12 protein-coding genes, 1 pseudogene and 1 riboswitch are annotated in these 14,124 nt (G+C 56.3%); of the genes and pseudogenes, 2 read left to right on the top strand and 11 right to left on the bottom strand.

What is annotated here, in order from left to right; all coding sequences use genetic code 11:
- Nucleotides 1-7: 7 nt before the first annotated feature.
- The gene (locus ACK2JC_RS23795) at nt 8-550 is read right to left on the bottom strand and encodes an XRE family transcriptional regulator (protein ID WP_331681311.1); all 543 of its coding nucleotides are present in this window, start codon (nt 548-550) and stop codon (nt 8-10) included.
- 175 nt (nt 551-725) lie between these two features.
- Here ACK2JC_RS23795 and ACK2JC_RS23790 point away from each other — a divergent pair, with 175 nt between their 5' ends.
- Nucleotides 726-1,307 (top strand): LysE family transporter, encoded by a 582-nt coding sequence (locus ACK2JC_RS23790; RefSeq protein ID WP_092368079.1) that lies wholly within the window; start codon nt 726-728, stop codon nt 1,305-1,307.
- A 58-nt stretch (nt 1,308-1,365) separates the two neighbouring features.
- Here ACK2JC_RS23790 and ACK2JC_RS23785 read toward each other — a convergent pair whose 3' ends face one another.
- The 6 genes and pseudogenes from ACK2JC_RS23785 to ACK2JC_RS23760 form a co-directional block, all read right to left on the bottom strand.
- Entirely contained in the window at nt 1,366-2,670 is a 1,305-nt protein-coding gene (locus ACK2JC_RS23785; RefSeq protein WP_007714036.1) for a TRAP transporter large permease, read from the bottom strand.
- Between the two features lie 3 nt (nt 2,671-2,673).
- Nucleotides 2,674-3,204, bottom strand: coding sequence for a TRAP transporter small permease (locus tag ACK2JC_RS23780; RefSeq protein WP_092368073.1), 531 nt, complete (start codon nt 3,202-3,204; stop codon nt 2,674-2,676).
- Nucleotides 3,204-4,247 (bottom strand): TRAP transporter substrate-binding protein, encoded by a 1,044-nt coding sequence (locus tag ACK2JC_RS23775; protein WP_320938292.1) that lies wholly within the window; start codon nt 4,245-4,247, stop codon nt 3,204-3,206. The genes ACK2JC_RS23780 and ACK2JC_RS23775 overlap by 1 nt, the downstream gene beginning before the upstream one ends.
- Before the next feature lie 463 nt (nt 4,248-4,710).
- Nucleotides 4,711-6,088, bottom strand: a pseudogene (locus ACK2JC_RS23770) (transposase).
- Between the two features lie 295 nt (nt 6,089-6,383).
- Nucleotides 6,384-7,439, bottom strand: coding sequence for a suppressor of fused domain protein (locus tag ACK2JC_RS23765; RefSeq protein ID WP_320938293.1), 1,056 nt, complete (start codon nt 7,437-7,439; stop codon nt 6,384-6,386).
- Nucleotides 7,440-7,482: 43 nt separating this feature from the next.
- On the bottom strand, nt 7,483-8,292 hold the full coding sequence (locus ACK2JC_RS23760) for a Cof-type HAD-IIB family hydrolase (RefSeq protein WP_092368064.1): 810 nt from the start codon (nt 8,290-8,292) through the stop codon (nt 7,483-7,485).
- A gap of 240 nt (nt 8,293-8,532) precedes the next feature.
- On the opposite strand from ACK2JC_RS23760, the gene ACK2JC_RS23755 reads away from it, so the two are divergent.
- Nucleotides 8,533-9,474: an AEC family transporter gene (locus tag ACK2JC_RS23755; RefSeq protein WP_092368061.1), complete on the top strand. Its 942-nt coding sequence runs from the start codon at nt 8,533-8,535 to the stop codon at nt 9,472-9,474.
- Nucleotides 9,475-9,485: 11 nt separating this feature from the next.
- On the opposite strand, the gene ACK2JC_RS23750 is transcribed toward ACK2JC_RS23755, so the two are convergent.
- The 4 genes from ACK2JC_RS23750 to ACK2JC_RS23735 all read right to left on the bottom strand — a co-directional run bounded on the left by ACK2JC_RS23750 (nt 9,486) and on the right by ACK2JC_RS23735 (nt 14,061).
- Entirely contained in the window at nt 9,486-10,412 is a 927-nt protein-coding gene (locus ACK2JC_RS23750; RefSeq protein WP_320938294.1) for a cation diffusion facilitator family transporter, read from the bottom strand.
- A gap of 95 nt (nt 10,413-10,507) precedes the next feature.
- A riboswitch (NiCo riboswitch) is annotated at nt 10,508-10,599 on the bottom strand.
- A gap of 155 nt (nt 10,600-10,754) precedes the next feature.
- Nucleotides 10,755-12,179, bottom strand: a complete 1,425-nt coding sequence (locus ACK2JC_RS23745; protein ID WP_320938295.1) for a glycoside hydrolase family 1 protein — start codon at nt 12,177-12,179, stop codon at nt 10,755-10,757.
- Nucleotides 12,180-12,187: 8 nt separating this feature from the next.
- Nucleotides 12,188-13,630 carry a PTS transporter subunit EIIC gene (locus tag ACK2JC_RS23740; RefSeq protein WP_333684793.1) on the bottom strand — a complete coding sequence of 481 codons (1,443 nt, stop codon included), beginning with the start codon at nt 13,628-13,630 and terminating at the stop codon, nt 12,188-12,190.
- 59 nt (nt 13,631-13,689) lie between these two features.
- Nucleotides 13,690-14,061 carry a type II toxin-antitoxin system PemK/MazF family toxin gene (locus tag ACK2JC_RS23735; RefSeq protein WP_092368049.1) on the bottom strand — a complete coding sequence of 124 codons (372 nt, stop codon included), beginning with the start codon at nt 14,059-14,061 and terminating at the stop codon, nt 13,690-13,692.
- Nucleotides 14,062-14,124 lie beyond the last annotated feature (63 nt).

The following is a 14,124-nucleotide window of genomic DNA, read 5'->3' as shown; positions in this document are numbered from 1 at the left end:
ACGATTGTCAGGGATCGTAAATGATCATGTGCAGCAACACCGGTTCCGCTCCGATATTTTTATAGGAATGGACGGCATCGGCCTTAAACCGTATGCTTTCCCCTTTCTCCACCTGAAAGCTCCGGCCTCCGGTGCAGATTTCAATTTTTCCTGAAAATATGGTAATAAACTCCTCGGCCCCTTTCAGATGCGGTTCCGACTCCCAATAGCTCCCCTCCTCCAGTTCCAGATAGTACACCGCGAACCTGCGGTTTTCATCATCTGGAAAAATGGAGTAATTTTTCACCTTTCCCCCGTCCTCCAGCAGCGGCTGCAGGTCCGATGTTTTAACCAGTTCATACGGGCTTTTGGGGCGCACAGTGAGCGCGTCGAAGGGCACCTTCATTCCATTTGAAATCTTCCACAGGGTGGATATGGTCGGATTGCCGCCGCCCCGCTCAATCTGCGCAAGCATGCTTTTGCTGACGCCGCTCAGCTTCGATAGCTCGTCCATGCTCAGCTTTCTCTCTTCCCGAAGCCTTTTTATATTTTTAGCGACGATTTGATTCATTTGATCCAAAAAAGCACTCCTCTCTATTGACATTATATTGCACATGTTGTATTATTATATCGCACATGTGCGATATAATATTCTTTTTGTACCATTATACAATTTCAAATCCTATTTGTAAAGAGAAACCGCGTAAGGAATGCGCGTCCATGAACTCATCAGAAAGGGGTCAGATATGTTTCATTTATACGATTTTTTAATTTACTGTTTTATCACCGCCTACACGCCGGGAGCGAATAACCTCCTCGCGATGAGCAATGCCATCCGGCTGGGTTTCCGGCGGAGCCTTCGCTTTCTCTTTGGGATTGTGGCCGGTTTTACAGCGGTTATGTTCCTCTGCACGGCCTTCAGCGCAACGCTCTATTCGCTGCTTCCGAAAGTGAAACTCGTCATGCAGATACTGGGCGCGGCCTACATGCTGTATCTGGCCCGGAAAGTCTGGAAAAGCTCCGCCGACCTGGAGACCGGAGGCGGAAAGGAAACCGGCTTCCTCTCGGGTATGGTGCTCCAGTTCGCGAATCCTAAAATCTATATCTATGCGATCACGGCGATGTCCCTGTACATACTTCCCGTATACCAAACAACGCTGTCCTTGGCCGGGTTCGCCGTCATACTCTCTCTGATCGGAGCCTCCGGTTGTTTTATATGGGCAATGTTTGGCGCCGCGTTCTGCAAATTCTTTTCCAGGCACGCCAAACCGGTCAATACCGTGATGGCCCTTCTTCTGGTCTACTGCGCCGTTGCGCTCTTTCATTAGCATCGCAATTTGCCCGCCTGCTTTTCACGGCAGACGGGCAAACATTTTTTATGGATGATTATTTGATCAGCCCGGCCATGGTCGGAAGCGCCATGCTGACCGCCGGTATGTAGGTCACTAACACCAGGCCCACCAGGATGGAGGCGTAGTACATCAACATATAGGGCATCACCTTGGCCAGGGAGGTTTTTCCCACCTTGATGGCCACGAACAGGGTGTTGCCCACCGGGGGCGTGATGTTTCCGATGCACAGGTTGTACACCAGGATCAGGCCGAACTGCACGGGGTGCATGCCAAAGGTCCTGACGATGGGCAGAAACAGCGGGGTGAAGATCAGGATGGCGGGCGTCACGTCCATAAAGGTGCCCGCGATCAGCAGGATCACGTTCATGATCAGCAGGATGATCACCGGGCTGTTGGTCATGCCCAGGAGCGCCGCGCTGATGGCCTGGGGAATCTGGGTGAAGGCCATCACCCATCCCAGGATATTGGACACGCCGATGAGGAACACGATCATTCCGCTCATCTTGGCGCTGTCTACCAGAATTTTCCAAAAGCTCTTCCAGGTAATGTTCCGGTAGCAGATGCCCAGAACCAGGGCGTAGACCACGGCGATGGCCGAGCCCTCGGTGGCGGTAAACACTCCTGCGATGATTCCGCCGATAACCACCACGATCAGGGACAGGGCGGGGATCGCCTTTAAGGTGGCGATTCCCAGCTGCTTCCAGTCAAATTTCCCCGGAGTGCCCGCATACCCCTTCTTGCGGGCAATGATCACCGCCACCACCACACAGCAGATGGCCCAGAGGATTCCCGGGATGTACCCGGCCAGAAACAGGGCGGCCACGGAGGTTCCCCCGGAGACCAGGGAGTAGGTGATGAGCGCGTTGCTGGGCGGGATCAGAAGGCCCGAGGGGGCGCTTGATCCGTTGGTTGCGGCGCAGACGGCCCGCTCATAACCCTGTTTGTCCTCCCCCTCCTGGACCATGCTGCCCACGGCCGCCGCCGCTGCGGAGGCGGAACCGGAGATCGCGCCAAACAGCGCGTTGGCGCCCACGTTGGTCACCAGCAGGGCACCGGGAAGCTTGCCTAAGATCGCCAGCACAAAGTCCACCAGCCGTTTGGCGATGCCGCCCTGGTTCATCAGGTTGCCCGCCAGTACGAAAAAGGGGATGGCTGTCAGGCTGAATTTGCTCATGCCCACAAAAGTTCTCTGGGCCGCGGTCAGCACGGACACGTCCAGCGATACCATCTGTACGATGGCGGCCAGGGCGGAAATTCCGATCGCATAGGAGATCGGGACCCCTGCGATCAACAGCACCGCCAACACAAGTATAATGATTGCCAAAGACTCCATTGCCATAATTTACGCCTCCTCCTTTTTCAGATTGTCCACCAGGCTGTCCTCCTCGCTGGTGGGCAGAACGGGGATATTTCCCTTGACGATGTCGTAGATATTCATAGCCGTGTAAACCATGTTCAGCACTCCGCACAGCGGCAGTACGATGTAGAACACGCCGATGGCAACCCCGAGGGAGGAAGTCATCTGTCCCATGGCCAGGCTGGTGATCTGGACGCCGCCGAACACCAGGATGACGGCGGAGAAGGCGAAGGCCACCAGCTCCGCAAAGATGGAAAATGCCATTTTAAGGCCGCCGGGCATCCGCTCCACGATGACCGGAATATTCATGTGTCCCCGCTCGCTGGTCACCAGGCTGGCTCCCAGCAGGGCCATCCAGGCGAACAGATAAGACACCAGTTCCTCGGACCAGGAGGAGGGATTTTGCAGCAGATACCGTGTGACAACCTGCCAGCAGGTCAGAACGACCATGGCCAAAAAGCTCAGACCCGCCAGGCCGTTCAGTAAATGTGTCAATGCGTTTCGCAACTGTTTCATCACTTGTCCCCCCCTGTCTTTGTATCCGCCGGATACTGAAGATTGTAGACCTGAATCTGATCATAGATGGGCTGCAGCGCCGGATTGTTGCCGATCACGGTCTCGTGCAGCGGCCTGCACGCCTCCACAAAGGGCTGCTGGTCCGGGTACACAAACTGCACCTGCTGGTCGTTCTGCGCCCGCTCCTTGGCGTTCTCCACGGCCTTCACCCACTCTTCCCGCTCCACCTGGTTCACCAGCTTAAAGCCCTCCTCGAACACGGCCCGGTCCTCCTCGGACAGGCTTTCCATGAAAGCGTTGTTGCCGATCAGGATGTCCGGCACCATCTGGTGCATGTCGTAGGAATAATACTTGCAGATATCGCCGTGGCCGTTGTCGGTCAGAGCCATCTCATTGTTCTCCGCCCCGTCGATGATCCCGGACTGAAGCGCCGTGTAGACGTCGCCGAAGCCCATGGGCGTGGCGGAACCGCCCAGCAGCCGCATCATCTCGATGTTGGTCGGGGACTGCTGCACGCGGATCTTAAGTCCCTTCAAATCCCCGGGCTTCTCAATGGGTTTGTTGATGGTGTAGAAGTTCCGGGTGCCGGCGTCCAGCCAGGTCACGGCCGTGAAGCCCGCCTTCTTGGTGGAATCGAAAATCGGCTCCGTCACGTCCGGGTCGTCCATGGCCTTGTGGTAGGCCTCCGGGCTGGCGAACAGATAGGGCAGATTAAAAATCTCATAGTTCTTGCTGAATGTCTCCAGTATGGCGTTGCTGGCCACACAGAAGTCGATGGCTCCGGTCTGTGTCAGCTGCACCATGTCCGTCTGGGCCCCCAAAAGCTCGCTGGGGTACACCTCCACCACGTACTTGTCCCCCAGCTTTTCATTGATAAAATCCTGAAACGCCGTGAGTGCGAGGTGGGTCGGATGGTTGGTGGACTGGTTGTGACCGATCCGGATGGTTCTCTTTTCCTGGGTGCTCCCGCAGCCGCTTAAGGTCATACACGCAAGCGCAGCGCAGCAGGCCAGTGACAATACTTTTGTCAGTTTCCTCCTCATAGTTTCATCCCTCCTGATGATTGCTTCTATCCGGTCCCGCTCCCCGGCGGAACCATTTCGATGGGGATTCTAACACAGGAAAAACGCTTTGAAAACCCTTTAAAACAAAGCTTAGCAGCATTCTAGCATATCTGGTAAAGAATTAATTTTTGCCCCAAAAAGAGGACAAAATTTTCCACGTTGCGGGATTGGGGAATGTAGATTTCCAGCATGAAATATGTTTGTTAATAGTTGATTGCGAAACAGGTATTCAATCCTGATTCCAAATAAGGAAGCCACTTTGCGAAGCAGGAGGACCTGAATAAGTGGGATGTATTCGGATAATGGCGCACATTCATAAGCCATACGTTTTATGGAGTTGGTAAGTCCTATGCAATTAAAGATTTTAACGTCCGTATGCATTCATGCTTATGAATCTTATCTGCGAGAACCACACCGATTAATTGTGTAATGCCTGCGAGGATTAGGTCGGCATGAAGTGTTTTCTCATTTTGGGTTTTACGTCCGGCCAGACAGAAGCAGTCTTTTAAGTGATTGATAGACCGCTCCACATAGGTTCTGGTTTTGTAGACCTTATTCCATTCGTCAGTCCCTCGCAGAATACCTGGATAGGCACGAAGATTTTTCTCTGGATAAATGTAAATCATTCTGCCACAGGAAGACGTGGTACATGGGTTGTCACATTTACAGAGCCGGTGATAGTTTCCAGAAGAAGGATCTTTTATCCAAACAACTTTGGGACAGACGAATTTGTATCGTGTGACGCCGCTTTTAAGCTTACAGGTTCCTTCGTATTTCATTGGAAGAGAGGGATCCTTTGGACAACAGGGAATCCCGTTTTCATCAATGGTATAGTCAAGGTTTTCAAGATGTGCCCTGGAGTTCAAAGGAATATAGGCTTTCTTGAAGTGCCTGCCATTACCAAAGGTATCCCCGGAAAGAAGTTCCTTGTACAGGCGGACCGAATCAAAGGCGGAGTCACCAAGGAAGGTGTCAGGCCGGATCAGAGGATGTGTAGCGAAAAAGTCCTGAAGAGTAGGAATCAAGAGCCTTGCGTCATGGACAGATTTGTCCTCATCAGGCGAATCGGATTTCTTAGAAATGGTAATTTCAGGATGCTTCTCAAAGAAAGCTTTGTTGTAGAAATCAATGTGCCGGATAATGCCGAGGCCATTAGTAACAATTCCTATCTTATAGGCGTAACAGAAATGCCCATCGATATAGAGCTGTTTGATCTCCGGATTGGCAGCTGAATGTGAGGGCATGGAAGCATAGGCAGCTTTATATGGATCATAAGAATCGTCAAAGCCTTTGGATTTTGCATACGCTTTTAGCTGTTTAATGATGCGGTTTGCGTATTTAGGATTGTTTTCAGTAACCCAAGCTTCTATACCAGAAGAATCGAAGATAGTCATACTGGCTTTGGAAGAGTCAATCGCCTGACAGATAGGTTCAGTGAGGTCAACAAGGCGTGAGAAAACATCTTCGAGTTCAGGAAGAAAATCCTGTTTGAAGCGGGTTATCTTAGAAGCATCGGGGACTTTGTCAAAGCCACAGAATTCTCTGAGATGTCTGGAATAATGAAGGAAAATAAGCAGTAACGAGTCAGTAGGAATAGAAAAAATACGTTGAATGATTAAGGCCCATAAAAGGGCGAACAAAGGGTATTTGCGGGTTCTGCCCGTTGATGCATAGAAACGCTTCCGGAAGGAAGCAGGGACAATTTCAATAAGGTCAATATGGGATTGGAGCAGTGACAGGAAAGCAGGTTTGTCAGATTCATAAATATCCTGGCAACATGAAAAAATATCTGCCAAAGAAAGCTGATTGTATGGTATCATATAGGTACAACTCCTTTCAGGTGGATATGGTTGATTGTTACTGGACATCTCAATTTTACCATAAACCTGTGAGGAGTTGTTTTATTTTGACAAAGAAAAAAGCCCGAATTTATGAGGGCTGTGGCGTTTCGCAAACGCCTATATGTTTGTTAAAAAAGGGAGGACGCGGTGAAATGATCCGGCAACAAGCGCCCGCAGGCTGCTCCAGCGGCCCATTGCGTTCAAAATAAGCGCCGTCCGGCGGCTGGATTTCAGCTGCCGGACGGCGCTTAAATTCTCTCGATTTACTTATATCCTAGATCAGGTTCCACCCTGCCGCCTCCCCGCCCTTTCGGGCGAGAATCCCCTCTTCTCCATGTTTCATCACGTCCTCATACTCCCCGGCCGTCAGCAGCATGACCCACAGCAGGTTCACCGGCTCGCCCATAAAATCCGGGTAGGACGGTCCGCGGTCCACCGGGCACAGGGCGGGATTCAGCAGCAGTACGGCGGCGTAGCCCGGCGCGGCCTCGCAGGGAATCGTGTGCCCGTGCCCCAGCCATCCGATCTCCCGCCAGGGAAGGGCCGCCTGGGCCGCCACGTAGCTGAGCATGGCCCGCGCCCTGCCCTCGTCCGTGCCGGGCGGAAACGCGATCCCCAGCTCGAACCGGCGGTATTTCCACGAATCCTCCTGGAAATACTGCTCTATCTTCGGCTGGGACAGCGCGCCGTTTCCCAGGGTGAAGGCGTAGCGGTTGCCGCCCTTCTCCCCGGTGACCAGCGCCCGGGGCGGGAACTGTCCGCCGTCGATGGCGAAATACTGCCGGTGGGGCCCGAAATAGTCTTCCAGCGCCGCCAGCTGTTCCCCCTGAAGCTCCTGGAAATAATCCCCCGCCATAGCCTCCCAGTAAGCGCGGCTGCGGTCTGCCCTCAAAGACAGCGCCGGAAGGGCCGTTTTCAGCTCCCAGGCAAAGGGGCCAACCCCCTTGGCAAACAGAGAGTACCCCGGGAACTTCTCTCCCGCCCAGCCTGGAATCGCCGCAATCATCCGCCCGCCCTCGAAGAGAAAGGCAGCGTCCCCCTCCTCGAACCAGACGACGGACAGCCTGTCCCGATCCAGCTCTATGCCCCCGGGATCGTGGTCCACGTATTCCAGCGGCATCCGGGGCGCTTCCCCGCTGTCCATGGCGGCGTAATCCATCTCTTCCATGGCAGGCCGGCGGTTGCACACCCAGCAGCTTCTGATCTCCGCCATCTCCGTGCCCGGATAGACCCAGAGATAGAAATAGACTGTGCTGTCATTGGCTTCCACAAACGCCTGCATGTTGCAGAGCGGGGACCATTGCTCCAACAATGTTTCCGTGTCGTTCATGTGATACATCCTCCCTCTGTTTTACTGCGGGTTCCGGCCGCGGTCACAGGTCAAAAAGCTCCTGCAAAACGGCCAGAATCCCCTCGTGATCATTGTCCGGGGCTGTATGGGCCACGCGCTCCCGCACTTCCGCGGGGGCGTTGGCCATGGCGTAGCCTCTTCCTGCGGCCTGGAGCATTCCCACGTCGTTTAAGCCGTCTCCAAAAGCGATGGATTCCTCAACCGGGATGCCCAGCTTGGAGCAGAGCATACGGATTCCGGCGGATTTCATCACGGTCCCGTCCATAACCTCCAGATACTCCGGCTTGGATGCGCCCAGAGACAGCTGGGGATATACCTGGTGAATGCGCTCCTGGGCGCTGCGGATTTCCTCCGGCTCCCCCATCAGCAGAAATTTGTGCACGCCGCCCATGGCAGCAAACTGCTCGGCCACAGTCCCCACGGACGCCTTCAGGCCGGTGATGGCTTCCTCTCCCCGCACCCAGGGATTCCGGTCGTCATCCACCACCCACAAACTGCCCCCGTAAGTATTGCAGCAGAGCTGTGGAAATTCACGGTCGAACATGTCCTTGAGCGCAACCGCAAGCTCCAGACCGATTTTTTTCTCCGAGAGCACATTTCCCTCTGCATCCTGTATCAGGCCGCCGCTGAAACTCACCATCGGCGCATGATTCCCCAGCTCCCGCTTAATCGGCTCCATCCCCTCCGGGCTGCGCGCCGAGATCAGCACAAACGGAATCCCCCGCTGTTCCAGCTCAAGGATCGCTTCCCTGGTCTTTACCGGCACCCGGTTTTGGCTGTCCAGCAGCGTCCCGTCGATATCGCTGAATACGATTTTAAAATGTCCTGTCATCACCTGTCCTCCTTCTGCCCGTCGCGTTTGTCCCCCGCTCCGGCCATGTGTCCTATCTATCTTACCATCACCGCGGTGTTTTGCAAAGTAAAAAGTGGTATCTGCGCACCCATCTGCGCGCTCCACGCTCTTCAAAAAACAGATTGCAGTTTCTCCCCGCAGCTTCTATAATAAACCTATGTAACCGTGCGGTTCCCTCACCGCCACGAAACGAGACGTTAGAAAATGGAGAATTCACAGATGAGCAGCTTTCTAGTGGCGGTAAACGCCGTCGTCCCCTTCCTGATCTACATTTCCTTCGGCTACGGAGTCCGGCGCAGCGGCCTGGCCGACGAGACCTTCCTCGGCCGGTTGAACCAACTGGTATTTAAGGCATTTTTTCCCATCCTGATGTTCAACAATCTGTACAAAATCGAGACCGGTTTTACGTTAAACCCAAAGCTGGTGGTATTTGCCGTCGCCGGTATTCTGATCCTGCAGGTTGTCCTGCTCCTTACCGTCCCCCGGCTGGTCCGGGAAAATCCCAAACGCGGCGTGATTATCCAGGCCATCTACCGCAGCAACTTCGTGCTCTTTGGCATTCCCCTGACCGCCAGCATCTACGGCGCGGGAGGAACCACCCTGGCGTCCATGATGATCGCCATCGTCATTCCCATCTACAACGTGACCGCAGTGTTCATTTTGGAGCTCTTCCGCGGCGGAAAGCCACGCCCTGCGGTTCTGCTGAAAAATGTGTGCACAAACCCGCTGATTCTGGGCGCTGCCGCGGGATTTGTGGCCTTTATTCTGGGGCTGCGCCTGCCCGCCTGTGTGGAGAAGCCCGTGGGGCAGTTTGCGGACCTGACCACCCCCTTAGCCCTCTTCGTGCTGGGCGGCACCATGCATTTTTCCTCCATCCGCGGCAATGCCAGGTATCTGGTGCCTGCGCTGGCGGTCAAACTGGTGCTGCTGCCCGCCGTGATCTTCGCCCTGGCGCTGGCTTTGGGTTTTGACAGCCTGGAGCGCTTCGTCCTCTTCACCATGTTCGCCACCCCCATCGCCGCCTCCTCCTACTCCATGGCGGAAAATATGGGCGGAGACGGCGAGCTGGCCGGCGAGTTCGTGGTTTTGAGCACCGCGGTATCCGTGATCACAATCTTTTTGTGGGTGTTTGTTCTCAGGGAAATGGGACTGGTCGGCTGACCGGTCCTTTTTTAAGCTTCCCCCTCCTCCAGCTCCCCGGCATAAGGGTTCACATGGACCATGCAGTGTTTGACCTGTGGAAATTCCGCCTCGATGGCGTCGTGCACCTGGTGGGCGATGCCGTGGGCCTGGTCCAAACGCAGGGACGGGTCCGCGGAAATCTCAATGTCCACATAAACCCGCGGCCCGAACATGCGGGTGCGGATATCGTCGACGCCCAGAACCGGTTCCGTCTCCAGCGCCACCCTGCGCATGGCCTCCACCGTCCCGTCATCGCAGGATTTATCCACCATCCGGTCCACCGCGTCCCGGAAAATCCCCGCCGCGGCCTTCACAATAAAGATGCAGATCACCAGGCTGGCCACCGGGTCCAACACCGCGATCCCCATCCTGGCCCCGGCGATTCCCACCAGGGCGCCCACGGAGGAAAGGGCGTCCGAGCGATGATGCCAAGCGTCCGCCATCAGCGCCTGAGAATCGATCTTCCTGGCCGCAGCCCTGGTATACCAGTACATCCACTCTTTCACCACAATGGATACCACCGCCGCAATCAATGCCAGCCGCCCCGGAACCGCCAGACCGCCCGCGCGCTGGACCACAACGGTTTTCACCGCCTCGATGCCCACTCCCGCCCCGGTGGCAAACAGCACCGCGGCCAGCAGGACGGCGGCCACACATTCCATTCGCTCGTGGCCGTAGGGGTGTTCCTTGTCGGACTGGCGGTCCGCCATCGCCACCCCGGCCATCACAATCAAGGTGCTGAGCACATCCGAAGCCGTGTGAATCCCGTCGGAAATCATGGCTCCGGAATGCGCGGCCACGCCCGCGAACAGCTTAAACGCGGACAGCACAAGATTGACCGCTATGCTGACCCGCGACACATACATGGCAGTCTGCCTTCCGCTTCGAATTTTCCGTTTCCTTCCAATTAAGTTCATCCAATCTCCCTCCCAACGTCAAGTTCCGCCGCTTTTTCGCAGAAATACAGCAGTTTACAGGTGCAAAAAGGCATCCGCGGAACAATCAAAAAAACCATTGTCCCGCAGATGCCGCCTGATCCACCTGCTGCCGCTTATGCGGCCCGGCCCGCGCGCTGCCGCCCGCGGCCTGTTTCCTTTATGCCATTACGATTCCTCAGCGCGCCGGCTGATTCTGTAATTCATTCTATGACGGAAGGGCGCGTCCGGTTCCGGCCCGGAGCTCCATTTTGCAAAAATCGCAAAAAACGCGCTGTCCGAGCGTTTTGTATGCTCAGACAACGCGTGGTTGCGGCCTATCGTTCACAGCCCGTTGTTGCGGATTACATTCTGGTACCAGTAAAAGCTGTCCTTGGGAATCCTGCGCAGGTCCCGCAGCTCCCGGTCGTCGCGGTTCACATAGATCAGGCCGTAACGCTTTTTGAAGCCCTGGTGGGAGCTCAAAAGGTCCATGACGGACCAGGGACAGTATCCGAAGAGCTCCACCCCGTCCGCGATGGCGTCCGCGCAGGCATTTATATGGCTCTTCAAATAGGCGATCCGGCCGGGATCGTGCACCTGTCCGTCCGCGCTCAGCACGTCGGCGGCACCCAGACCGTTTTCCGTGATGATCATGGGCAGGCGGTATTTCCGGTAATACTCGTTGAGCACCAGACGCAGCCCCATAGGATCGATCTGCGCGCCGTACTCGCTGGCCTCCAGAAAGGGATTTCGCTCGTCCCGGAAATATCCGAACTGATCGAAATCCACCTCGTTGCCCCGGAACTGCCGTTGTCCAGCCGGGTGGGACGGATCGGACGGAAGGTAGGAGGCGCACAGGGTCCGGTAGTAGTTTACCCCCAGATAGTCGATCCTTGCGCCTGCAAGCAGCGCCCCGTCCCCGGACCTGGTCTCCGGCATGATATTCCGCTCCTGGAGATAGCGCAGGTAATAACCCGGATAACGCCCGGCCGTGTACATTTCCAGGGCATACTCCGTCTTGAACCGGTCGTTGCTGCGGGCGGCCCACACATCCCTGGGATCCGGGGTGGCGGGGTAGGTGCAGGTGGAGGATATGGCCGGACCCACAAACGCGCCGGGCGCCAGCTCCCGGCAGGCCCGGACGGCCAGGGCGTGGGCCAAAAACATGTGGTAGTCCATCTGCGCCCGCTGCCGGTCCGCCTCCCAGGGATCCTCTGCCCGGATATTCATGCGCTCGTCCACCCGGATCATCAGATTCTGCTCATTGTGCACCTGCCAGTATTTCACCCGGTTCCCGTAACGCGCAAAACAGATTCTCGCATACCGCTCAAAGGCGTGGACGCATTCCCGGCTCTCCCAGCCATTGTATTGCTCCACCAGGCGGTAGGGAAGGTCAAAATGGTACAACGTCACAAGTGGTTCGATGCCGTGATATTTCAGCCGGTCGATGACCTGGTCGTAGAATTCCAGTCCGGCCTCATTGACCGGGCCGTCCCCGTCGGGAATAATCCTGGCCCAGGACAGGGAAAACCGGTACGCCTTCAGCCCCAGCCGGGCGAATAACTCAATATCCTCCTGAAACCGGTGGTAAAAGTCGCTGGCCACCCGGGTGTCCGCCTGGAGATGGGCGCGCTTTGCGGCATTGACGTCCGCCACCGTCGGCCCCTTGCCATCCTCCTCCGCCGCGCCTTCGATCTGAAAGGCCGAGGAGGACGCGCCCCACAGGAAATGTTCCGGAAATTTTCGTACCTTATATTCTGTCACCATCTGCCCTCTCATTCTCCATTTTGTTCCCGGTCTGAGGCCGGCAGTTCCTCAAATCCCACCAGGTAGGTGAGCGCTGCCGCCCCGAAAAAGGCCGCTCCGATGCCCGCCAGGTAAAAAGCGAACCTCGTCATGCCGTAGGCCGCGTAGGTAAAGACCGTCAGCACGCCGTTGTTGGCAAAAGCGTCGCCGTAGACATTTCCGATTCCCATGACCGCGCCGCCCACCGCCCCGCAGATCACCGCGCAGACCATGGGCTTTTTTAACCGCAGGTTGCAGCCGTAGATCGCAGGCTCGGTCACGCCCACCACCGAGGCGGTCAGGGCGGCGGAGGCTGCGATCTGTCTCAGCTCCCGGTTTCCGGTTTTCAGGCATACCCCCAGGGCAGCCCCGCCCTGGGCGAAATTGGCCGCACCGGCAAACGCCAGCAGGTTCTGCCGCCCGTTCACCGCCACATCATTGAGCCCGATGGGAAGCAGCGCCCGGTGCGCTCCGAAAATGACGCAGACGCCCCAGAGCCCGCCCACCAGCGCGCCGCCCAGAACCGTGCTGAAGCCCATCATCGTGTCGTAGAGATGCTGGATCCCGTTGCCCACGTAAATTCCCACAGGTCCCAAAACCACCAGGGTGAGCGGCAGAATCCCAAGCAGCTCCAGCCCGGGCACCGCAATCAGCCGGACGATCTCCGGGATGACACGGGTGAGCCACCGCTCCAGAACCGCCATGCACAAAATAGCAAGGATGATGGGGATAACGGACTCCGTGTAGGAGAACACCTTGGCCGAGGAACCGATCTGCCAGGCGTTTTTCAGCACCGGCAGGCCGAAAATGGTGGTGACCTGCTCCGTGTTCTGGATCAGCGCATCCATCTGTGGATACACCAGCGAGGCGCCCACCACCATGGCCATCACCCGGTTGCAGCGGAAAGCCTTTGCGCAGGTCATTGCCAGGAAAATGGGCATAAAATAGAAAATCACCTGGCTGGCCGCGTTCAAAATCACGTAGGTGTCCGTGGCCGCCAGATCGATGCCGTAGCGCTCCAGCAAAAGCCGCGTCGCAGTCAGCAGCCCTTTGATCAGCCCCGACGCCGCGATGGCCGGGATCAGGGGCGTGAAAATTTCCGCCACTTTCTGCAGAATCAGATCCCCGATGGGGCGTCGGGGGGAAGTGGGGACTGCGCCCGACGGCGCCCCACCTCCACTTCTCTTCTCCCTCAGTATATCTTCCAATTCCTGGTAAATCCCCTGCACCTTTGTGCCGCAGACCACCTGGTACTGACCGCCCGCTCTGACCACGGAAATGACGCCCTCCGCCCGGCTCACCTCCTCGTCCTTTGGAATGCGTTCATCCTTCAGGACAAAGCGCAGGCGCGTAAAACAATGGGTGACCTCCTTAACATTGTCCGCGCCTCCCACAAGGTTTAAAATTGTCTCTGCCACTCTTCTCTTATCCATATCGGACATCACCTGACCTTTTGCATATCATGCCGTTCGTATTGTGGACGTTGCCCATTTTATTCCGCCAGGGCCCGAACCGGGGTTCCCAGGTCCATGCTGACCATCAGCGCCCGGTTGACGCGCAGCAGATCGGAGAAATCCAAATGGCCTATGTAGTCCCGCAGTCTGCTTTTATCAATGGTGCGCACCTGTTCCAGCAGGATCATGGAATCCTTCTGCAGCCCGTACCGGCTCTGCTCGATCAGCACGTGAGTTGGCAGATTGTGCTTGTCCATACGGCTGGTAATCGCCGCCACAATCACGGTGGGGCTGAATTTGTTGCCCACATTGTTCTGAATAACCAGAACGGGCCGCACGCCTCCCTGTTCGCTTCCCACCACCGGGGAGAGGTCTGCAAAATAAATGTCGCCTTTATATAATAATTTCATGAATATTCCTCCTCCTGCACCGCGCGCCCGGGCCAACGCCTGCCTGCGCGCCTGCAATCAATT

The organism is Enterocloster lavalensis (assembly GCF_046603895.1).
GTDB classification, from domain to species: Bacteria; Bacillota; Clostridia; order Lachnospirales; family Lachnospiraceae; genus Enterocloster; species Enterocloster lavalensis.
Note: the sequence above shows the minus strand (reverse complement) of the source record. Positions and strands in the feature narration are given on the sequence as shown.